Origin of the sequence: Mongoliitalea daihaiensis (assembly GCF_021596945.1) — a bacterium.
GTDB classification, from domain to species: domain Bacteria; phylum Bacteroidota; class Bacteroidia; order Cytophagales; family Cyclobacteriaceae; genus Mongoliitalea; species Mongoliitalea daihaiensis.
The window spans coordinates 1,401,685-1,421,593 of sequence record NZ_CP063779.1 but is presented as its reverse complement, the minus strand read 5'-3'; the positions used below and the strand labels follow the sequence as shown (position 1 = coordinate 1,421,593).

Below are 19,909 nucleotides of genomic sequence, written 5' to 3'. Positions count from 1 at the left end.
AATAAAACAAACAAACCATATGTACAGAATAATCGGATATCTATCATTTGTACTTTTCTTTATGAGTGGCGAGGTACACAGTCAACAAGTAGATTCAGAGCGCTTATTGGCGGATTTGAAATACCTTGCCTCCGAAACACTGGAAGGGAGAAAACCCTTATCCCAAGGAAGTCTGATGAGCAGAGAATTCATAAGGGACAGATTTAAAGAATTACAACTGACCTCTCAATACGAAGACTATACCCAGTTTTTTGATTTTGTTTCTTCTAGAGGAGGAGTTCAGACTAGTTATGAGGGTGCTGCCAATATCATAGGTTTTATTCCAGGTGCTTTGAGTGAAAAAATCATCGTAGTAATGGCTCATTATGATCATTTAGGGAAAATCAACGATCAAGTATTCCTCGGTGCTGACGACAATGCATCCGGTACTGCGGCAGTTTTAGCCTTAGCTGAATACTTTTCGACCAATAGACCTCAACATTCCATGTTATTTGCTTTAGTGGATGCAGAGGAAATGGGTCATCATGGTTCTAAGGCTCTAGTCCAAGATTTTCCATTCCCTATGGAACAAGTTGCCCTTTGTATCAATATGGATATGGTCAGCCGAAGTGATGACAATGTATTATGGGCTGTAGGAACCAATAGGTATCCTCAATTAAAACCACTTATTGAACCATTCACCAAAGATCAGCCTGTTCAGCTAAAAATGGGTCATGATAACAAAGAACTTGATGGGTTGCAAGACTGGACTTTTTCCTCTGATCATGCTGCTTTTCATAGAAAAGGAGTTCCGTTTATTTATTTCGGCGTAGACGATCATGAAGACTATCACAAAGTGACCGATACGTTTGAAAACATTCAACCTGAGTTCTTTGTGAATGCAGTAAATTTGATTTTAAAAACCTTGATTTCTATGGATGAAAAACTTTAGATTTATCCAAGAAATGGCGAAAACAAATAAAATTTTGATTGGACAGTTTATCCACTCGCGCAAAGAATTTTGAAATTTTAAAAATCTCATTTACAGCAAGATATCCACAAAACAGCCCATAAGCTCAACCACATTAATACTTGATTAACAGGCAGTTAACCCTCCTAAAATTTTCTATGTGGATAACTGTGGATAAATGTGGATAATTTTTTCTTGCTTTTTTCACCCTTCGAATTCAGCGATTTGAAGGCCTTTTTATGAGCGGTCAAACTTATTACGGCTACATACGTTATTATTTTTTAATTGCTTCTTGATTTCAGAAAAAGAATAAAATTTGGAGGAACGCTATTACCTTACATATTCTGTCGGTAGCTTTTTGAAGTATGCTTTCTATGGCTAGAATATTATCTAAATGTTAATTCAAAAAATACAATTTTAACGATGAAAATACTATTTTCACTCTTCCTCGTTTTCGGGGTATGGGGAGATGGATTCAAGATTCAACCCACCAATCAGGATCCTACTAATTTTGAGATTATCACCTTCGAAGATTTTGAAAAAATGATGGGAGAATCAAGCTCTAAACTCAGGGTGTTCAACTTTTGGGCCACTTGGTGTGCGCCTTGTGTAAAAGAGATGCCCTATTTCGAGAAGGTTCAGGCAGAAAATAGTGACATTGAATTAATCTTTATCTCCATGGATGACGGGAGGAAACCAGAGCGAGTAACTAACTTTATTGAACGAAGAAACGTACAAGCACCTGTATACCTACTTAACGACGTGGACTATAACAAGTGGATTGATAAAGTCGATCCAAGCTGGTCAGGCGCCATCCCTGCTACTTTATTCATTAAATCTGATGGAAGTAAATATTTCCATGAAGGAGAAGTAGATGAGTCAGAATTAAAAACAATCATACAACAACTCAAGTAAAACCTATGAAACAGTTACGTATTCTATTTTCACTAACACTGGCATTAGCAGTGATCTTTCAAATCCAAGCCCAAGAAGCAGGCTATAAAATTGGAGACAAAGCCAGTGATTTTAGTTTAAAAAATGTAGATGGAAGCATGGTTTCTTTAGCGGGAATGTCTGATATCAAAGGTGCTATCGTGATTTTCTCCTGTAATACCTGCCCATATGTGGTGGCTTATGAAGATCGCATGATAGACCTACACAACAAGTATGCTGCAATGGGCTATCCAGTAATTGCCATCAACCCCAACGATGAAAAAGTCTCTCCTGGCGACAGCTTTGAAAAAATGCAGGAAAGAGCAAAGGAAAAAAACTTCCCCTTCCCCTATGTCTATGACAAATCACAGGAAGTGATCAAGACTTACGGAGGTACTCGTACGCCACACGTCTATTTACTCAACAAAGAAGGAAATGATTTCATCGTCAAATACATCGGTGCCATTGATAATAACTACCAAGACGCTAGTGCAGTCACGGAGCGCTATGTAGAAGATGCCATGTCCGCAATCATGGGAGGTAAATCCATTGCCCTGACCACTACCAAAGCGATTGGTTGCACTATTAAGTGGACGAAAACGGAGTAGTAGCAGTTGACAGTGAGCAGTGAAAAGTGAACAATGTACAATGAGCAGCTGACTATAAGTGGTTATCGGTGAGTACAGCGGTAGCTGGGCGGAGTCGAAGTCAGTGGACAGAGGTGATAGACCTGGCAGGTTTCAAAAACCTGCCAGGTCTAAACTCAACTAGAGGATAGATAAAAAAGATAGAAATAAGACTAGCAAACTTTCTAACGTTCTAGTTTTTCATTTCTTCGAACTTGTCAAAAGATTCGCTTTTTCTAGACGATTCCCTACTTGGTACTTGGTTCAACCTTCTTCCCTCATCCTTACAATAGCATTTCTAAACCGCCCTTGCTTTATCCATTTGGTTAATAATATCCTCGTAATCCAGTTTATCCCAATTTTGGGTGATCAGCGGATGAGCCATTACCCGGTCCATGATCTTCTGTTGTAACTTACCTTGATAATATGCTTCCGCGTAAGGTATATGGGAGAAGGTAACCATGGTATACAAAGGAATCCAATCCTTTGGATATAGCTGATGCAGTTTTGCTTCGATTTTTTTGCGTAAAATAAACTTAGGATCTGCCACGTCGTTTTTCATTTCTTCAAAATTTTCCATGGCCAACTGACAGATAGCATCAGTATTTGGCTTTCGGACTTTTTGAAATTTTGCAAAAACCAGCTCCCAAGAATTTGTCCCATACTTTTCAAGAATCTCATCCAGCACAAAGCAATCCTCAAAACCACTATTCATTCCTTGCCCGTAAAACGGCACCATAGCATGACAAGCGTCTCCGATCAAGAGTGCGTTTTTTAGCATCCAAGGAAAACATTCAATGTTAATTAATGAAGATGTGGGATTTGCTAAGTATTCCTTGGTCAATTCCGGCATCAATTCGTAGGCGTCATCAAAGTAGGTTTTAAATACTCCGACAACATCTCGCTCATCATTGATATTTTCAAAACAAACTCTGTCTCCTTCAAATGGGAGAAAAAGCGTACAGGTGAAAGATTTATCGGGATTAGGCAAGGCAATCAGCATAAAATTGCCTCGTGGCCAAATATGCAAGGCATTGGGTTCCATGGCAAATTCTCCATCCTTAGTTGGAGGGATGCTAAGCTCCTTGTACCCATGGCTGATATATTTCTGTCTGTAATCGAAACGCATTTGTTTTAGCATCGCATTCCTCAAACTGGAATAGGCTCCATCTGACCCAATGATTACCTCCGATTGTATAGTTTCTTTTTCTCCTGTAGACGTTGAACTCAATTGAATCTGAAAATTTTTGAGATCGACGTCTTCTATCTTCGAGTCGAAAAAAACATGTACACCAGCCTTTTCGGCTTCATCCACCAACAACTGATTAAATCGACCTCTTGATATGGAGTAAATGGCTTGATTTTCCTTTCCATAAGGCAAAAAAGTTGTTTTCCCATGTTCGTCGTGAACCATTCTTCCGTACATAGGTATAGTCAACGGTGTGACTTTTTCCTTCAAACCGGCTTTTTCTAACGCTCTCCATCCCCTGTCTGACAGTGCCATATTGATGGATCTGCCTTCCTCGCGATAAGGACCTTTGCGGTTGTCTGCGCGCTTTTCGTACATCGCTACATCCAAGCCCCGTCTTTTTAGATATATACTCAACAATGACCCGATAAGACCGGAGCCAAGGATACTGATTTGATTCTTTTTCATAGGTTTGAGATTGTAACCCCTTAGTTAAGCGAATTTCTTTAGGGATTGTTCAAGTATTTTGGCAAATCTGTACACGTCCAAGAAACTGTTGTACAGTGGCGTAGGAGCCAACCGGATTACATTCGGATTTCTCCAGTCCCCGACTACACCATGTTTGTAAAACTCATCAAAGACGGCTTTTCCTCCTTTATGAATCAACAAAGATAATTGACAGCCACGTTCTTGGGCCGATGATGGAGTGATAATTTCCAATACTCCTGTATCACCGCTGATTTCTTGAATCAAAAATTCTAAGTAACCTGTCAGTTGCTCACTTTTTTTCCTCAACTCTAACATTCCAACTTCATGGAAGATATCCAAACTTGCCTGGTGCGCTGCCAATGCCAGTACATTGGAGTTTGCCAGTTGCCAGCCATCGGCACCAAACATGGGCTTAAAGCCTTTCTCCATCTTAAATCGCTCTCCTTCATCGTGTCCCCACCATCCGGCAAAACGTGGTAGAGTCGGATTTTCTGCATGGCGCTCGTGAACAAATACTCCAGAAATATTTCCAGGTCCAGAATTCAAATATTTATACGAACACCAAGTAGCAAAGTCCACTCCCCAATCGTGTAACTGCAAAGGAACGTTTCCAGCAGCATGTGCCAGGTCAAATCCCACGGGCACTCCCACTTGCTTACACGCTTGACTAATGGCTTTCATGTCAAAAACCTGGCCAGTATAGTATTGTAAACCTGCCATCATCACTAATGCAAGCTCTTCTTGATGCGTATAAATGGCATTTAAAATATCTTCCGTGCGAATCGTATGCTCACCTGCTCTTGGTCCAATTTCAATAATGGCTTCATCAGGATCAAAACCATGGAATCGTACCTGCGTCTCCAACATGTACATATCGGAAGGAAATGCACCTGCTTCCGTGATAATTTTAAATTTCTGAACAGTAGGCCTGTAAAAGGACACCATCAACAAATGTAGATTAGTGCTCAGATTATTCATAGCCACTACTTCATGCTCCTGTGCTCCCAAAATATGCGCAAGCGCAGGCTTAGACTTTTTGCGGATATGGTACCAAGCATCTTCTCCATGAAAGTGCCCATCCACTGCCTTTTCTGCCCAATTTTCAAGCTCTTGCTGTATGTAAGACGCTGTTGTTTTTGGCTGCAACCCGAGAGAATTCCCACAAAAATAGATCGCCTCCTTCCCATCAACTTTTGGAAAATGGAAGTTTGAACGGTAATTGCTCAAAGGATCCTGCGCATCCATGCTGCGGGCAAATGCTTCTGTAAATTGATATGCGGTGGTGCTCATATTTCAGTATTGACTATACTTGAACAGGAAAGGTGTGTTTTAAGTTTGATAAAACCCCCAAACATACACTATTTCGATGGAAAAAAAGGGGAATTCGAGGCAAGAGAATTCCATGATTATGTAATTTGCGAAAAAATACAAAACTATGTCTAAGGAAATTATCTATTCATCTGAGGCACCGGCACCCATAGGGCCTTATAGTCAGGCAGTAAAAGCAGGAAACACATTGTATGTATCAGGTCAAATTCCCCTAGATGCTGAGACAGGTGAATTGATCAATGAAAACATTACGGAAGAAACTCACGCAGTGATGAAAAACTTGGAAGCGGTACTCCGTGCAGCAGGTTATGGATTTGAACATGTGGTCAAATGCACCATATTTATCAAAGACATGGGCCAGTTTGCCACCATCAATGAAGCTTACGGTCAATACTTCAAAAGCTATCCTCCCGCAAGAGAAACCGTAGAAGTCAGTCGCTTACCGAAAGATGTTAATGTGGAGATTTCCTGTATTGCTGTTAATTAATGGGGGTTTAGAGCATACAGTTGATTTAATTTCCTAAAATAAGACCTTTTCTAAACAAATTTTACCGTTTCGCTAGTAGAAGTTTACTTGCATTGCCAAAGTTGGAGGAAAGGCTAATTCCACGTGGCCATCACAGCTGGTCTACATGACTTAGTGATGAGCTGTGTTTGTGTAATTTGACAAAATTGGAAAATTTATTTTCTCAATTCATGTTTTATCACGACCAGCTCATCACTTAAATTTTCCGCCAATTCTGTAAAATGAGTAGTGGAACCATTCCAATTTTTTTTGTTGTAATGGTCCAAAATTACTTCATTGGACATAAAAGAGAATATCGAATTTTCAAAAATAAATGGGGAATTGAACCATTCCAATCCTCCATCGATATCATTGATCCAACTAGGGGAAGTCCATGCTTTTCCTTGGTCTAACTCAACCACGGTTAATTTATATCCCTTCCTGTTTAAATATGTCGTGATTAACGTATTGCCATCAGTACTAAGATGTGGATAGTGCCAAAAAGTCTTGTTAATAAACTCTTCTTGATTGCGTTTAAAGGCTTTTTGTTGCGAACTTAATCCATGAAAATCCTTAGGGTTCAATTGGAACTTCCCAAAATCAAGAACAATTTTTTGTTCCAATTTTGCATTTACAATTTTGTAAATGGTATCTACTGAAGTAGTTGAAAAATAAGAATCATTTCCGTTAACAAATAAGTTGCCTTTTTCTATGAAATGAAAAGCTTTCTGTGAAAACACATCTGGAACAATGGGATCTATATTTTTTTCCTCGAGATCCATTGAGAATAAATCAAAGTCTTTTCCACCATTAGGCAATGACTCATTAAAAATGTAAGGGGGAATAAACGCTAAATATTCATTTTGACCTGTAACTATAAAATTCTCTATTTTTATTGGGAGTTTGAATTCCTCCAAAAAATTTCCCTCAAGATCAAACTTTATTATTCTCTCAACGGTTAGCACTTCTATTTGATTGTTTATTGAATCAAAGACAAAGTTCAAAATTGCTGTATACTCTCCAGGCCCTTCTCCATAATTGTTGATTAGTCCTTTAAGTTCACCTTGTTGGTTGAAGATAAATATTTTTAACCCATCGAGATAATCACCAATTAAATAATGATCTCCTGTAAAAATCGCTTTATCAATTTTGGTTATATTGAGGTGATAAGGGATTTTAAGGCTGGTATAACTTATTTTTTCAAAAATGTCTGAAAACTTCGCTTCGACTTTTATCTCCATAGGATAAACAGTTGTACGAACTGTATCCTCTGTTTTATTTGACGAACAGGCATACATGAGTATCGACAATAAAAAGATTAAGGAAACTCCCTTTCTCATATAATTGGTATTTCGCATTAAATTAGTTAAGCACCTAATATATATATCCAAGGTTTTAGGGACTAGCAGACATTTTTCTTAAATCATATTTAAAAAGTCCAGCATTTCATTCATTAAAAGTAAACATTGAAATGTGCTAATAGAAAAGTTTGGGCTTTTTTTAACTTTGTGGTAGTGTAAGCGTTTATTTCTCATGCAACTGTTTCCTAATTTTTCTGAGACCTTGGTTTCTTCTTTGGACAAAGAAGAAGCACTGTATAGACTGGAAAAAGTCACTAAAAATGTCAATTACTTGGATATGGAGATACAGAAAGAAGACGATTACAAATTCAATGGGGTAATCCAGGAAAATGGGTTTTCCATTTCATTGATCATTAAAAAAGCAGATAGTTTTCTTCCATTAATCAAAGGGAGAATTGAAAGTACTAAAACAGGGATCATTCTATTTTTAGACTATACCCTTTTTCCGGGATCTGTGTTTTTTTTGGCTTTTTGGTCTGTGATCTGCTTGGCTTTAAGTGGGCTTTTCAGCTCATTGATTCCAAAGCCTGAACTGGCAACGGCTATATTTTTGATTGGAGCTTTCAATTATTGGTTTGCTTGGGCGCACTTTAAGAGGAAGGTCAGGATTTCCCAAAATTTATTCTATGAATTGCTCAATGAGTCAAGTGATCCAAGCAAGTAACTATGGAACTTAGCAGAAAAGCATCCCTTTGAACAGAATTTCGTATGGAATCTAGCATTTGAGAATTAATTTAGCAATCTGAAAAACACATCTGTACATATCATGAGCATACGAATCGAAAAAGATACCATGGGGCCTGTAGAGGTACCTGCTGACAAGTACTGGGGAGCACAGACACAGCGCTCTATCAATAACTTTAAAATCGGTGGTGAACGTAACCGCATGCCGCTGGAAATCATCAAAGCATTTGCTATATTAAAGAAATCCGCTGCCTTGACCAATGCTGAACTGGGAGTGATGGCACAGGATAAAGCAGCAATCATAGCACAAGTATGTGATGAAATCTTAGCAGGTCAGCACGATGACCAATTCCCATTGGTGATTTGGCAGACAGGTTCGGGTACCCAATCCAATATGAATGCCAATGAAGTCATTGCTTACCGTGCGCATGTATTGTTGGGAGGTTCTTTAGAAGACGCCAAAAAGCTTATTCATCCAAATGATGACGTAAACAAATCCCAATCATCCAATGACACCTTTCCTACCGCTATGCACATTGCTGCTTACAAAATGGTGGTAGAAACTACCATTCCTGGTGTGGAAAAGCTGAGAGATACGCTACAGGCAAAGTCTGAAGCCTTCATGAATGTGGTAAAAATCGGTCGAACACACTTCATGGATGCTACTCCATTGACGTTGGGACAGGAATTTTCTGGTTATGTAGCCCAATTGAATCATGGCTTAAAAGCTTTGAAAAATACCTTGGAACACCTTTCTGAATTGGCTTTGGGAGGAACTGCTGTTGGTACAGGATTGAATACGCCGAAAGGGTATGCAGAATTAGTAGCCAAGAAAATAGCTGAGTTCTCCGGTCAACCTTTGGTCACTGCTCCCAACAAATTTGAGGCCTTAGCGGCACATGATGCGATTGTAGAATCCCATGGTGCCTTGAAGCAATTGGCTGTAAGCTTGATGAAGATTGCCAACGATATCCGGATGCTATCTTCTGGGCCTCGTTCCGGAATTGGTGAGATTTTGATTCCTGAAAATGAGCCAGGATCTTCCATCATGCCAGGGAAAGTCAACCCTACTCAGGTGGAAGCGATTACCATGGTCGCTGCGCAGGTTATGGGGAATGACGTGGCAATATCCGTAGGTGGATCAAATGGTCATTTTGAATTGAATGTATTCAAACCTATGATGATTGCGAATTTCTTGCAATCTGCTAGATTAATTGGCGATGCTTGTGTATCTTTCAATGAAAACTGTGCGATTGGTATTGAACCCAATACAGCATTTATCAAAAGGCATTTAGAAAATTCCCTCATGTTGGTTACTGCTTTGAACCCCCATATTGGTTATGAAAATGCTGCTGCGATTGCCAAAAAAGCGCACAAGGAAGGAACATCCTTGAGAGAAGCAGCTTTGGCATTAGGATTGCTCACAAATGAGCAGTTTGACGAATGGGTGAAGCCCGAAGACATGATTGGTAGTTTAAAATAAATTTAATCCAGATGAAAAAATACGTATTAACCTTAGCTGCTGCTGGAACGATGATGTTTTTTGGCAGCCAAACAGTAGAGGCATCACCTTTCAAGGCCAAAGAGCCTAAAGAACTGACAGCAGAAGAGACTGCAAGACTTTCAGAAATTGAAGAGCGCGTAGCAGAGATTCAGGAAATGGACTTTTCTTCCCTAGAAAGATCAGAGAAAAAAGCAGTGAAAGCTGAATTGAAGTCTCTGGAAAAAGAGGCAAAATCTATGGCTGGAGGTGGAATCTATATTTCAACAGGTGCAATCATCATCATCCTTTTGTTGATTATCCTCTTGTAATTGATACTGAAATAACACAAAAAAAATGGCTGCTTTCCAGCAGCCATTTTTTTTGTTTTGTAAGGTGATTCTTTTTGTGTTCATCTTATTGTTTCACGCAAAAACGCCACTTTTAGAAACAGCATCTAAAAACTTGTCATTATGATTGCCCCACAATTTGGCTAGTACCAAATCCAGAATATCATTCACCGAATTTGAGGGTATGAATAGTAGGTCAATGCTCAAATTGGCGAGTGAAGCGAGTACGTCTAAGTAATAATTTGTCAGAATCTTGATTTACTAGATTTTAGGATTTTCAGAATTCAGTTGATACTTCTTATTGAACACTTTTTTGATTTGTAAACTTGTTGAACCAAAATTGATTAAGAGTCCAATAGGCTTATTGTATGCGACTAAATAGTTTTTTGCTTGGGCTAAGTGTACATCTTCCAAGTTAATGACCGCTTTAAGTTCTACAACAACGTCATTTTCAACAATAAAATCAGCTCTTCGAGTACCTCTACATGAATACCATCATAAAAAATATCTTGCTCTAATTCTCGGGCAAAGCCAAGTCCTGCTCTTTCTAGTTCAATGGCCAAGCATCGTTGGTAAATTACTTCTTGAAAACCATTGCCTAATGTATTGTGCACTTTCATGGCACAACCATTTATTTTGTATGTAATACTATCGTAATTATTCATCCTGAGCATCTTTTAATCGTGAAAATTCTGATTCAGACAATTTTAAGAAATGAACCTAGTGGATATCTTTAACAGGTGAATCAATACTCCATACGTTTTCCTCATCATTGAAGATTGAAAACCAAAGGTTTTTATTTAACAGGAATTTGAACATGTAATCTCTACATTTCAGCATAATCCCGATTATCACTCCTCCGGCAAACTTGCGATATATTTGGCAACTTTTAGAGACCGTAATAAAATCACCGTCAAAGGAATCAACCACAGCAATTCTGAAAATACTACATGGAAAATAGTTCGCTTATTCCAATCCAATGCAGGTATAAATGCCAGTATAAACCAGGAAATCATGACCAGCTTACCCACAATTCCAGCAAGTATCAGATAGCGCCAACTAATCGGGTAAAAAGCTGATAGAAAAATTACAAAGCCTACCAACATACCCACAGTACCAAACACTCGTGCACTTAGCCCATCAGGAGCAGTGGCTTCCATGGATAGCCATCTCAATAAGTCCTCTCCAAAATACCGAAAGAAGGCTGACCAGGCAAAGCTGTACATTCCTGTAAGTAAAAGCAGCCCTCGCATGGGCATGGGAAATGTTGGTGTAAGCGTATTTTCTTGCATCGTTACTTTTTGGTATCTTTCAAGGATAACTTTTAGGTTGTCAAATAGGTTTTCACCCAAACACAAAACTACATGAAGCATTCTAATAAACGATCGACGGTTGGAATTTTTCTCTTAGCAGCAGGATTTCTGTTCGTAGGTTTTATCATCGGAAGGCAAACAGGAGAAATCAACCATGAAAGCATCATGGGTGCTGAAGCCTTGGCAGGATTAGAGTTTTCACCAGCCGAACGGGACAGCATGATTCAAAACCTTCAAGGTCACCGTGCAAGCTTTGAAGCAATGCGCAAGCAATCTCTTCCTAACAGTGTAAGCCCAAGTATAGGATTCAATCCACTCCCACATGGGTTTATCCCAAATCAACAACAGGAAGCATACAACTGGGGCCTACCTGCTTCGGTACAACTCCCGCAGGCTGAAAAAGACATCGCCTACTTGAGCGTAGCTGAATTATCCGTGCTTATCAAAAACAACCAAATCAGTTCCGTGCGGCTAACGAACATCTATATAGAACGGATCAAAACGTATGGAGATACTTTACAGTGCTTGATTACCTTGATGGAAGATGAAGCACTTACACAGGCAAAAGCGATGGATGCTGAACTGGCCCAAGGAAAATACAGAGGTCCACTTCACGGAATTCCCTATGGAATCAAAGATCTGCTGGCTGTCAAGGGTACCAAAACCACATGGGGCGCCATGCCTTACAAAGATCAGGAAATCGACGAAACAGCCACCTTGGTCGAAAAACTGACTGAAGCAGGCGCCGTGCTTGTAGGTAAATTTACCTTGGGAGCCTTGGCCATGGGCGATATTTGGTATGGTGGGGTAACCAAAAATCCTTGGAACTTGAATCAAGGAGCCAGTGGTTCCTCCGCTGGTTCTGGGTCGGCCGTATCTGCGGGATTAGTACCTTTTGCCATTGGCACCGAGACCTTGGGAAGTATTGTGTCACCCTCCACGAGAAATGGTGTTACCGGTCTTCGTCCTACTTTCGGGCGGGTAAGTCGTCATGGGGCCATGGCCTTAAGTTGGAGTATGGATAAAATCGGCCCTATGTCACGCTCAGCCTTAGACAATGGGATTGTATTAGCTGCCATCCACGGCTTGGATACAAAGGATAAAAGCACCATCCCTGCAGCATTCAATTATGACGCTAAGAAGAATCTAATAGACTTGAAAATAGGCTATTTCGCTAGCTATTTTGAAGGGGAAAGAGCTGGGAATATTCGAGATAGAAAAGTTTTAGATGAATTGAAAGCACTCGGAGTAGAATTACATCCGGTAGAATTGAAAACATCTGTACATGTACCAAGCATGCTAATTTCACTTTATGTAGAAGGTGCGGCAGCTTTTGATGACATGACCCGATTGGATTTCGATGATATGCTCGTCAACCAACGAAAAAATGCATGGCCAAATCTATTTCGCTCTTCCCGCTTTATTCCAGCAGTAGAATATATCCAGGCCAGTCGCTTCCGCTCGGTTCTAATCGAAGAAGTCCATGAAATTTTCAAAGAGTTTGATGTAATCGTAACGCCAAGTTATGGAGGCAATCAATTACAGGTAACGAACCTAACTGGTCATCCGGCCTTGTGCTTACCCAATGGCTTTGATGATAATGGTAGCCCAACATCCATCACCTTCCTAGCGAATTTGTTTGATGAAGAAAAGCTTATCATGATTGGGAGAGCCTATCAAGAAGCTACCGATTGGCAGAAAAAAAGGCCGCCGTTGTTTGATCGCTAATTCATAAGGTTTATACCAAAAAACGCTACTATTTCTCAATGATTGAAAAGAAATGGTAGCGTTTTTTAGTTGTAAGTTTTCTAGGTCAGATTTCTAATCTTCCAATACCCTGACCTTTCCTGTCTCCATGTCATAGATAGCTCCTACTATGCGAAGCTTTTTCTCGGCAACCAGCGAGTCAACAGAAGGTAGGGCTTTTTTCAATGCATGGACCCCGTGCAAGATATTGGCCTCAATGGCTTTTTCGTAAAAATCAGGGATATCACGGGGTAATGCTTGCTCCTCCTCTTCAGATTCTATGAAATCAATAATTTTTTGAATATACTCTGAATAATGATGCGAATGATCATGCTGATGATCCACAAATGCTCCAATTGCGCCACAATTGGTATGTCCCAAGATAATTACAAGTGGAACTTCCAAATGCTCTATCGCATATTCCAAACTCCCAATTTCATAATCTCCAACTATATTTCCTGCATTTCTGATGACAAATAAATCCCCTAGGCCTTGATCAAAAACCAGTTCAGGTGGAACTCTGGAGTCCGAGCAACTTACGATAGCTGCCACAGGATGCTGGCCTTTTGCAAGATCTCTTAACCTGGTCAAGGTTTGATCGGGATGTATGGGATGATCCTCTGCAAAACGTTGATTCCCTTCTAATAAAATCTCCAATAAATTTTCTTTGGGTACTTCTTCTAAATGTTGATCTACTGGGGTTGGCTTACAGGCTATGATAAAAAAGGTTAGTATCAAACTGGAGAATATCGCTTTCATGAATCTGTTATTTTTTACAAAATTCACCCAACTTAAACTCAAGAAATGGTGTCAAATATCACATAATCTCAAAAATTATTCCGTTGAAATCAAAATGAGGGGGAACTATCTCCCCCTTTGATATTCTTATTTCAAGCGCTTTCCAGAAACAGGGAATTGGTCTACTAAATAGCCCTTAACTGCATCATCCCCATTGGCATTCAAACTCATATACAGATCGTATCCTTCTGCAAAGAAAGAAAAACTAATACTATCTGTTCCTTCGGAAATAGAAGAAAGCGTTGTTTCTTGATCTGTTCCAGCTACTGTAAACTTGCCTTTAAGTTTCCCCTCCACTTTTTCAAGTACCATAATCACCCGAACATCCCCTTGAGGTGTACCTTCAATCATGAGATCCCACTCACCCACAAAATAATCAGGATTGTTGGAACCTTCTGCTACTGCCATAGTCATCGCTAAGCAAAGCATCGTAAATAGAGAAATTAGTTTTTTCATTAGATTGGAATTCATGGTTAGTGTAGAAAAGTAAAAACTTTTTTTAAAAAAAACTAACATTTATGAAACCTGATATTCCATTTCAGAGTTTTAAGCCATGTAGATTACATCATTATTGCAATAGTGATGCACTAACGAAATTCTGTTAATTTTTACCCATGCTTGCACAAATCCAACATATGAAAGCTCTTTCCATAGCTATGCTAGGTCTATGGTGTTTGATATTTTGGAATAACTTTAATAATAAGCATGTTCATCTTACAGAAAATGGCCACCTGATTGTTCATGCGCACCCACTTCAAAATGGGGAGACTGACCATGATCATACAGAGGAAGAATATATCTTTTGGGATATAATTTCAAATGCTCATTTTCATTCAGTAGCTACTGAAGTTGTTATCCCTGATAACATCGCTACATCCTTTATTGAATTAAAGGGAATATCCATTGAATCATTTTTTGACTGTATTGATAAAACTCCTTCAAGCCTTCGGGGCCCACCAATTTTTATATCATAAGTCTGTCTGCTTACAGAAAACAAAATCATTCATTGAGACCGGTCTATTTTTCTTAGACAGGATATCTGACGTTGATTTTAATTCTTCCAAGAAAGCAGGATTCCGTACTAAATTCTGTAAGGCAACCCATCTCTATGAAAATTTTGTGAAGGGATTAAGCCTTTCAGTACTTGTTTCGAACCATCAATCTATTCATATGACTAAGCTAACCGCATTCATTGCGGCATTGAGTCTGTTTCTTTGGTCTAATTCATTCGCCTCTCAGCGGGTTGATCACACTATTGAAGGAACAGTTTATGATGCCGAAAGTAAATTTCCTCTTGCCGGTGCTATCATCAGCCTTGTAGGAGAAGAATCTAACCGAGTGGCAACTGATCAACAAGGAAAATTTGTGTTGCCCATAGGAGCAGCTGACAAGGGGGAAATCCGGATAACCTATGTGGGTTTTAAACCAGTCCAAACGACTGTTAAATCAGGAGAAAAAGCTGTTATCAATCTTGAAACGGATGAAAAAAGCTTGGGGGCGGTAGAAATCCGGGGAGATCGAATCCGCACCGAAGGCACCAAGAGTTTGAGTATTGAAAGCATTGATCGAGAACTTATTAGCCGCAATCAAACAGCCTCTCTTGGGACTTTATTAGGGAATATTCAAGGTGTGACCTTTGCTTCCTTTGGATCAAATATTCAACTTCCGATTATCCATGGACTATACGGTAACCGAATTCTTATTCTCAATAATGGGTTTAAACATGGCTTTCAAAACTGGGGTTCTGATCACGCACCTGAGATAGATATTCAAAGTGCGGAATCTATCTCTGTCATCAAAGGTGCTGCCGCAGTTCGCTTTGGTCCAGACGCACTTGGGGGAGCGGTAGTCACAGAATCCCACAGCATGCCCTTTAACAGCGAATTGAATGGTTCAGCAGTTGCTGGATTTCAGAGCAATGGTCGTGGTTTTAATACAGGTATCAATCTATCTGAAGGGTATGGAAACTTTAGCTGGCATCTTGGAGGTAATGTCAACATCGTCGGCGATCGACATACCCCTGACTATATGCTTACCAATACAGGTGCAAGAGAATACAGCGCCTTTGGCGGAGCAAAATTCAAAATCAGCGATAACCTGATCGCAAAAGCAAATTACAGTTTTATGCGTCAGAATCTAGGGATTCTACGAGCTTCCATTGGCAGTAGTGGAGCTGCTTTAATCCGAAATTTTGAAGCAGAAAGGCCAGTTATCATTCGGGATTTTTCCTATGATATCAATGAACCCAATCAGTTTGTAAGCCATCATTTGGCTTCCTTGAAATTGGACTGGAGTATTGATCCAGACAACCATGTTAGTTTTCGCTATGCCTTTCAATCCAATGGCAGACAGGAATTTGATGTACGGAGAAATGCAGAATTGCCAATCATAGACTTAAATCTCACAACGCAAGATATACAAGCTGATTACAGTCACAAACTTAGCGACCGAATTCATGGAATTGTGGGAGGTCAAATACTTATGCAATCCAACGCTAATAATCCTGGAACAGGTATTACTCCTTTTATCCCAAATTACGAAGGTTTTCGAGCGAGTATGTTTTTGGTAGAAACCCTTCAGCGAGGAAATTCTGAATGGGAACTAGGCATCCGTTATGATTATGAGCGAAACTCTGTAGCTGGAAGAGAACGAACCCAAGCATCTTTTTCCGATTCTTTTTCTTTTTCCAATTTCACTGCTGCTCTTGGCTTTGTCCATGAGATTAATGAGAAAACTACTTTCAGAAGTAATGTTGGCACCGGTTGGAGACCACCCAATATGGCTGAACTATATAGCTTTGGGCAGCATGAGGCTAGACAACTCTTTGGATTGCTGCGATACTACGAGGATGCAGAGGGGAATTTACAGAATGATCGCGTTGTAAGTATGTCAGAAAGCGGAGTGGAAGCTGAACAAAGCTATAAATGGGTCAATGAAATCGAAATTAACGGAAGCAAAGGTAGGTTTAGCGCTTCTTTTTATGCCAACTACATTGCCAATTTTATTTTCTGGAGACCAATAGGAGTAGTCGGTACTTTGAGAGGTCCCATGCCAACCTATATTTTTGACCAAGCCAATGCCTTCTTTACGGGATTGGATCTCACTTACGAATGGGAACATTCTCCCAATTGGAGTAGCAAAATTGGTGGAAGCTACATTTGGTCACAGAATGTAGAAAGAAATGAACCATTGATCAATCAACCACCCATCAACATAAATTATCAATTAGCCTTCGACAAAAGAAATGTAGGCCCTTTTGATAGGCTGGAACTTGCCTTGCAGCCCATGTACACTTTCAGACAATTTCAAGCACCGCGGGAAGTAACAATTCGTGATATAATCGAAGGTAATGTAACCATTGATCTTGATTCTGAAATCTTTGATTTCTTGGCACCACCTCCAGGATACTTCCTTTTGAATGGCTTTGCCAAAGCTGAGAAGGGAGATTTTGGATTAAGCTTACAAGTTCATAATGCTTTGAATACCCGATACAGGGATTATTTGAACGCCATGCGATTCTTCGCAGACGATTTAGGTAGAAATATTATGTTAACAATTCACTATAAATTCTAATCAAAATGTACAAAACAAACAAACTTCGTCCCCTATGGATTTTGATCCTATCCATCTTCGTATTTGCAGCGTGCACAGAAGCAGAAGCACCAGAAGAAGAAAATGAAACAGAAATATTTACCGATATCGAGTTAATCTTCACTGCAGAAGATGGTACAGTGGTACGTGCGCTTGCTGAAGATCCCACCGGAGGTCTAGGAATTAATTCTTCCTTTACTATACAGCCAATCACCTTGAAAGCTAACACAACGTATACCTTGACTTTCGAGATGCTCAACCGCTTGGTAACTCCTGTGGAAGATGTACAACTTGAAATTGCAGAAGAAGATGATGAGCATCAGGTATTCTTTGAGTTTACTACTAATGCGTTCTCAAGCCCAACAGGAAACGGTAATATCCAAAATAGAAATGGAGCTGTCAATTATCTAGACTTTGATAGAAATGGCTTACCGCTTGGACTTCGTACCAGCTGGACTACCGCTGGACCGCGCACCAACGCTACCTTCCGCGTATGGTTAGCGCATCAGCCTGGAGTAAAAACAGCCACCTCTTCTGCTCAAGATGGTGATGTGGATTGGGATATCACATTTCCTTTGACGATTGTGGAATAAAAAAATAAAGAGCCACCCAGAGATTTTAAGGGTGGCTCTTCTCATTTGAAAAAAATTATATGCAACCTTATCCATGACACTTTTCCTTTCCTATCACCAAGTGTATAGAGTCAAAGGATTTGTGAAGGTAGCTGGAGAAGATCATCCTATCCTTGTGCAATCTACTGGAAATACCGTGAGTTTCTCCAAATTTGACACTCAGAAAAAGAGCCCAAATGTACTGGTCTTTATTGGAAAAGGGATCGAAAGAAATGGCTTAGAAAGGATTCTTGCTAAAACTATTGCGAATAAAGCTCAAGCGACTGCTTAAGCTCAAAAAAGCTATGTGGAGTTTAAAATAAAAATAAAACCATGGCCTTCTACAGCCATGGTAAAATCAAAATTAAGCTTTAGCAAACTGATTGCATCCAAAACTTGCTCCAGTAATAAATTCAATTGATTTGGTATTGGAAGCCAATGGTTTGCCATCATTCAGGACTGGGATAATAAAGTCAGGATCCATTTCTGACTCAAGATGGCTTAGCTTATTGCATTCGCCATAATTTTCTCTCTTGGCTACCACGGGTGCATTTGGCGCCCAGTGATTACAGTTTGAACAAGTATTTTCCATGATTTTTTTGTTTTTGGTTGCTACTCCAAATACACAAAAAGAGCCCTTAAGGTTTTGAATTTCAATAATTTGAAATCAAACTAAATAAAAACTTGCTAGCAATAACCTCCAAAATTTAACTTTCCTTGGAAACAAATACATTATCGAACACTACTTAAATCGGCCAATTATCCGTAAACTTTTTACCCTTAAGGTATTCTGCTAGTTCCAAATTATTCAACAGGCATCCTTCTAGTTCCTTGATAATCTGCACCTGATCCAAGTCCTGTCCGATCAAGACAAGCTCGTTCATTCGGTCTCCGAAGATCTTATCCCATTTGGATTCAATGTATTCCTGATTTTCAATGTAGGAAGCATAGCTTGTTCGTTCTTTGAAAGGCATGCTAGCCCACCAAACCCCTATAGGTTCTGCTTTCAAGGAACCTCCTGCTTGGGACCAGGAAAGTGCCTGATCTTTTCTGGAAGCAATGTAGAAAAGTCCCTTACTTCTGATGACTCCGGCAGGCCAGTTTTCTGAGATGTACTTCCAAAATCGCTGGGGATGAAACGGTTTCTTGTTTCTGAAAACAAAGGAAGAAATTCCATACTCCTCCGTTTCTGGCGTATGATGGTCTTTTTGGAGTTCTTCTTGCCAACCCGCAGAATTGGAAGCCTCCTCAAAATCAAAATAACCAGTATTGAGAATTTCTTTAGGATCTACTTTACTATTGGAAGTGCTGATGATCTTTGCACCTGGATTTAACTTGTGAATGATCGCAGCCAATTCCTCCACGGTTTCTTTGGAAACCAAATCAGCTTTGTTGATAATGATCACATTGGCAAACTCAATCTGATCTGTTAATAGATTTACGATGGATCGCTGATCTTCTGGATCATCGTTAAGCATTTTGGAATATACCGTATCCGCCGAACCAAAATCTTTATGAAAATTAAAGGCATCTACCACGGTCACTAAAGTGTCTAAACGGCTAAATTTAGAGAGGTCAATCCCCTTTTCTTCATCTACGAAACTGAAGGTCTGAGCAACAGGCAATGGTTCTGATATACCCGTACTTTCTATCAACAAATAATCAAAGCGATTTTCCTTGGCCAAACGCTCTACTTCCAGCATCAAATCTTCGCGGAGCGTACAACAAATGCAACCATTGCTCATTTCTACCAACTTTTCCTCTGTTCTGGAAAGGGTATTTTCACTTCTCACCAATTGAGCATCCACATTGACTTCACTCATGTCATTGACAATCACGGCCACTTTGAGGCCCTCCTTGTTATGAAGAATATGGTTTAGCAAGGTTGTTTTTCCGGCTCCCAAAAAGCCACTGAGTACGGTTACAGGTAATTTCTTTTCCATGATTTGATTGGT

At 39.7% G+C, this 19,909-nt stretch carries 20 protein-coding genes and 1 pseudogene; 12 read left to right on the top strand and 9 right to left on the bottom strand.

Translation table 11 applies throughout. From position 1 onward, the window contains the following. Nucleotides 1–19: 19 nt before the first annotated feature. The 3 genes from IPZ59_RS05940 to IPZ59_RS05930 all read left to right on the top strand — a co-directional run bounded on the left by IPZ59_RS05940 (nucleotide 20) and on the right by IPZ59_RS05930 (nucleotide 2,490). Nucleotides 20–931, top strand: coding sequence for a M28 family peptidase (locus IPZ59_RS05940; protein WP_236138964.1), 912 nt, complete (start codon nucleotides 20–22; stop codon nucleotides 929–931). 441 nt (nucleotides 932–1,372) lie between these two features. Continuing rightward, nucleotides 1,373–1,864, top strand: a complete 492-nt coding sequence (locus tag IPZ59_RS05935; RefSeq protein WP_236138963.1) for a TlpA family protein disulfide reductase — start codon at nucleotides 1,373–1,375, stop codon at nucleotides 1,862–1,864. A gap of 5 nt (nucleotides 1,865–1,869) precedes the next feature. After that, nucleotides 1,870–2,490 carry a thioredoxin family protein gene (locus IPZ59_RS05930; RefSeq protein WP_236138962.1) on the top strand — a complete coding sequence of 207 codons (621 nt, stop codon included), beginning with the start codon at nucleotides 1,870–1,872 and terminating at the stop codon, nucleotides 2,488–2,490. A gap of 316 nt (nucleotides 2,491–2,806) precedes the next feature. Here IPZ59_RS05930 and IPZ59_RS05925 read toward each other — a convergent pair whose 3' ends face one another. Together IPZ59_RS05925 and kynU are read right to left on the bottom strand one after the other, a co-directional pair. Next, entirely contained in the window at nucleotides 2,807–4,165 is a 1,359-nt protein-coding gene (locus tag IPZ59_RS05925) for an FAD-dependent oxidoreductase (RefSeq protein ID WP_236138961.1), read from the bottom strand. Nucleotides 4,166–4,189: 24 nt separating this feature from the next. Next, the gene (kynU, locus tag IPZ59_RS05920) at nucleotides 4,190–5,476 is read right to left on the bottom strand and encodes a kynureninase (RefSeq protein ID WP_236138960.1); all 1,287 of its coding nucleotides are present in this window, start codon (nucleotides 5,474–5,476) and stop codon (nucleotides 4,190–4,192) included. A gap of 145 nt (nucleotides 5,477–5,621) precedes the next feature. On the opposite strand from kynU, the gene IPZ59_RS05915 reads away from it, so the two are divergent. Beyond that, a complete protein-coding gene (locus IPZ59_RS05915; RefSeq protein WP_236138959.1) occupies nucleotides 5,622–6,002 on the top strand; it encodes a RidA family protein in 381 nt (126 codons plus the stop codon). Between the two features lie 194 nt (nucleotides 6,003–6,196). Here the strand turns inward: IPZ59_RS05915 and IPZ59_RS05910 are convergent, their stop codons facing one another. Next, nucleotides 6,197–7,360, bottom strand: coding sequence for a 6-bladed beta-propeller (locus IPZ59_RS05910; protein ID WP_236138958.1), 1,164 nt, complete (start codon nucleotides 7,358–7,360; stop codon nucleotides 6,197–6,199). A gap of 193 nt (nucleotides 7,361–7,553) precedes the next feature. Between IPZ59_RS05910 and IPZ59_RS05905 the strand changes: the two genes are divergently transcribed. From IPZ59_RS05905 to IPZ59_RS05895, 3 genes are all read left to right on the top strand, one after another. Next, nucleotides 7,554–8,045 carry a hypothetical protein gene (locus IPZ59_RS05905; RefSeq protein ID WP_236138957.1) on the top strand — a complete coding sequence of 164 codons (492 nt, stop codon included), beginning with the start codon at nucleotides 7,554–7,556 and terminating at the stop codon, nucleotides 8,043–8,045. A 102-nt stretch (nucleotides 8,046–8,147) separates the two neighbouring features. After that, the gene (gene fumC, locus IPZ59_RS05900; protein WP_236138956.1) at nucleotides 8,148–9,548 is read left to right on the top strand and encodes a class II fumarate hydratase; all 1,401 of its coding nucleotides are present in this window, start codon (nucleotides 8,148–8,150) and stop codon (nucleotides 9,546–9,548) included. 11 nt (nucleotides 9,549–9,559) lie between these two features. Continuing rightward, nucleotides 9,560–9,877 (top strand): hypothetical protein, encoded by a 318-nt coding sequence (locus tag IPZ59_RS05895; RefSeq protein ID WP_236138955.1) that lies wholly within the window; start codon nucleotides 9,560–9,562, stop codon nucleotides 9,875–9,877. Between the two features lie 279 nt (nucleotides 9,878–10,156). Here the strand turns inward: IPZ59_RS05895 and IPZ59_RS05890 are convergent. Together IPZ59_RS05890 and IPZ59_RS05885 are read right to left on the bottom strand one after the other, a co-directional pair. Beyond that, nucleotides 10,157–10,515 (bottom strand): annotated as a pseudogene (locus IPZ59_RS05890) (GxxExxY protein). 231 nt (nucleotides 10,516–10,746) lie between these two features. Further along, the gene (locus tag IPZ59_RS05885; RefSeq protein WP_236138954.1) at nucleotides 10,747–11,268 is read right to left on the bottom strand and encodes a hypothetical protein; all 522 of its coding nucleotides are present in this window, start codon (nucleotides 11,266–11,268) and stop codon (nucleotides 10,747–10,749) included. Here IPZ59_RS05885 and IPZ59_RS05880 point away from each other — a divergent pair. Continuing rightward, nucleotides 11,260–12,936: an amidase gene (locus IPZ59_RS05880; RefSeq protein ID WP_236138953.1), complete on the top strand. Its 1,677-nt coding sequence runs from the start codon at nucleotides 11,260–11,262 to the stop codon at nucleotides 12,934–12,936. The genes IPZ59_RS05885 and IPZ59_RS05880 overlap by 9 nt on opposite strands. A 93-nt stretch (nucleotides 12,937–13,029) precedes the next feature. Here the strand turns inward: IPZ59_RS05880 and IPZ59_RS05875 are convergent, their stop codons facing one another. Both IPZ59_RS05875 and IPZ59_RS05870 read right to left on the bottom strand, forming a co-directional pair. Then, nucleotides 13,030–13,713, bottom strand: a complete 684-nt coding sequence (locus tag IPZ59_RS05875) for a carbonic anhydrase (protein WP_236138952.1) — start codon at nucleotides 13,711–13,713, stop codon at nucleotides 13,030–13,032. Between the two features lie 126 nt (nucleotides 13,714–13,839). Further along, nucleotides 13,840–14,208 carry a hypothetical protein gene (locus IPZ59_RS05870; RefSeq protein WP_236138951.1) on the bottom strand — a complete coding sequence of 123 codons (369 nt, stop codon included), beginning with the start codon at nucleotides 14,206–14,208 and terminating at the stop codon, nucleotides 13,840–13,842. Between the two features lie 158 nt (nucleotides 14,209–14,366). Between IPZ59_RS05870 and IPZ59_RS05865 the strand changes: the two genes are divergently transcribed. The 4 genes from IPZ59_RS05865 to IPZ59_RS05850 all read left to right on the top strand — a co-directional run bounded on the left by IPZ59_RS05865 (nucleotide 14,367) and on the right by IPZ59_RS05850 (nucleotide 18,246). Next, nucleotides 14,367–14,726 (top strand): hypothetical protein, encoded by a 360-nt coding sequence (locus IPZ59_RS05865; protein ID WP_236138950.1) that lies wholly within the window; start codon nucleotides 14,367–14,369, stop codon nucleotides 14,724–14,726. A 196-nt stretch (nucleotides 14,727–14,922) separates the two neighbouring features. Beyond that, on the top strand, nucleotides 14,923–17,325 hold the full coding sequence (locus tag IPZ59_RS05860; RefSeq protein ID WP_236138949.1) for a TonB-dependent receptor: 2,403 nt from the start codon (nucleotides 14,923–14,925) through the stop codon (nucleotides 17,323–17,325). Nucleotides 17,326–17,330: 5 nt separating this feature from the next. Then, nucleotides 17,331–17,936: a hypothetical protein gene (locus IPZ59_RS05855; RefSeq protein WP_236138948.1), complete on the top strand. Its 606-nt coding sequence runs from the start codon at nucleotides 17,331–17,333 to the stop codon at nucleotides 17,934–17,936. A gap of 73 nt (nucleotides 17,937–18,009) precedes the next feature. Beyond that, nucleotides 18,010–18,246, top strand: a complete 237-nt coding sequence (locus IPZ59_RS05850; RefSeq protein ID WP_236138947.1) for a CobW C-terminal domain-containing protein — start codon at nucleotides 18,010–18,012, stop codon at nucleotides 18,244–18,246. 72 nt (nucleotides 18,247–18,318) lie between these two features. Here the strand turns inward: IPZ59_RS05850 and IPZ59_RS05845 are convergent, their stop codons facing one another. Next, nucleotides 18,319–18,546 (bottom strand): hypothetical protein, encoded by a 228-nt coding sequence (locus IPZ59_RS05845; protein ID WP_236138946.1) that lies wholly within the window; start codon nucleotides 18,544–18,546, stop codon nucleotides 18,319–18,321. 154 nt (nucleotides 18,547–18,700) lie between these two features. Next, entirely contained in the window at nucleotides 18,701–19,897 is a 1,197-nt protein-coding gene (locus tag IPZ59_RS05840; protein ID WP_236138945.1) for a GTP-binding protein, read from the bottom strand. Nucleotides 19,898–19,909: the final 12 nt, after the last annotated feature.

Bases quoted from the DNA above. Each gene is read 5' to 3' on its own strand.
- IPZ59_RS05940 (WP_236138964.1), top strand. From the start codon at position 20: ATGTACAGAATAATCGGATATCTATCATTTGTACTTTTCTTTATGAGT.
- IPZ59_RS05870 (WP_236138951.1), bottom strand. From the start codon at position 14,208: ATGAAAAAACTAATTTCTCTATTTACGATGCTTTGCTTAGCGATGACT.
- IPZ59_RS05845 (WP_236138946.1), bottom strand. From the start codon at position 18,546: ATGGAAAATACTTGTTCAAACTGTAATCACTGGGCGCCAAATGCACCC.
- IPZ59_RS05855 (WP_236138948.1), top strand. From the start codon at position 17,331: ATGTACAAAACAAACAAACTTCGTCCCCTATGGATTTTGATCCTATCC.
- IPZ59_RS05860 (WP_236138949.1), top strand. From the start codon at position 14,923: ATGACTAAGCTAACCGCATTCATTGCGGCATTGAGTCTGTTTCTTTGG.
- IPZ59_RS05895 (WP_236138955.1), top strand. From the start codon at position 9,560: ATGAAAAAATACGTATTAACCTTAGCTGCTGCTGGAACGATGATGTTT.
- IPZ59_RS05865 (WP_236138950.1), top strand. From the start codon at position 14,367: ATGCTTGCACAAATCCAACATATGAAAGCTCTTTCCATAGCTATGCTA.
- kynU (WP_236138960.1), bottom strand. From the start codon at position 5,476: ATGAGCACCACCGCATATCAATTTACAGAAGCATTTGCCCGCAGCATG.
- IPZ59_RS05930 (WP_236138962.1), top strand. From the start codon at position 1,870: ATGAAACAGTTACGTATTCTATTTTCACTAACACTGGCATTAGCAGTG.
- IPZ59_RS05910 (WP_236138958.1), bottom strand. From the start codon at position 7,360: ATGAGAAAGGGAGTTTCCTTAATCTTTTTATTGTCGATACTCATGTAT.
- IPZ59_RS05880 (WP_236138953.1), top strand. From the start codon at position 11,260: ATGAAGCATTCTAATAAACGATCGACGGTTGGAATTTTTCTCTTAGCA.
- fumC (WP_236138956.1), top strand. From the start codon at position 8,148: ATGAGCATACGAATCGAAAAAGATACCATGGGGCCTGTAGAGGTACCT.
- IPZ59_RS05905 (WP_236138957.1), top strand. From the start codon at position 7,554: ATGCAACTGTTTCCTAATTTTTCTGAGACCTTGGTTTCTTCTTTGGAC.
- IPZ59_RS05915 (WP_236138959.1), top strand. From the start codon at position 5,622: ATGTCTAAGGAAATTATCTATTCATCTGAGGCACCGGCACCCATAGGG.
- IPZ59_RS05850 (WP_236138947.1), top strand. From the start codon at position 18,010: ATGACACTTTTCCTTTCCTATCACCAAGTGTATAGAGTCAAAGGATTT.
- IPZ59_RS05840 (WP_236138945.1), bottom strand. From the start codon at position 19,897: ATGGAAAAGAAATTACCTGTAACCGTACTCAGTGGCTTTTTGGGAGCC.
- IPZ59_RS05885 (WP_236138954.1), bottom strand. From the start codon at position 11,268: ATGCTTCATGTAGTTTTGTGTTTGGGTGAAAACCTATTTGACAACCTA.
- IPZ59_RS05935 (WP_236138963.1), top strand. From the start codon at position 1,373: ATGAAAATACTATTTTCACTCTTCCTCGTTTTCGGGGTATGGGGAGAT.
- IPZ59_RS05875 (WP_236138952.1), bottom strand. From the start codon at position 13,713: ATGAAAGCGATATTCTCCAGTTTGATACTAACCTTTTTTATCATAGCC.
- IPZ59_RS05925 (WP_236138961.1), bottom strand. From the start codon at position 4,165: ATGAAAAAGAATCAAATCAGTATCCTTGGCTCCGGTCTTATCGGGTCA.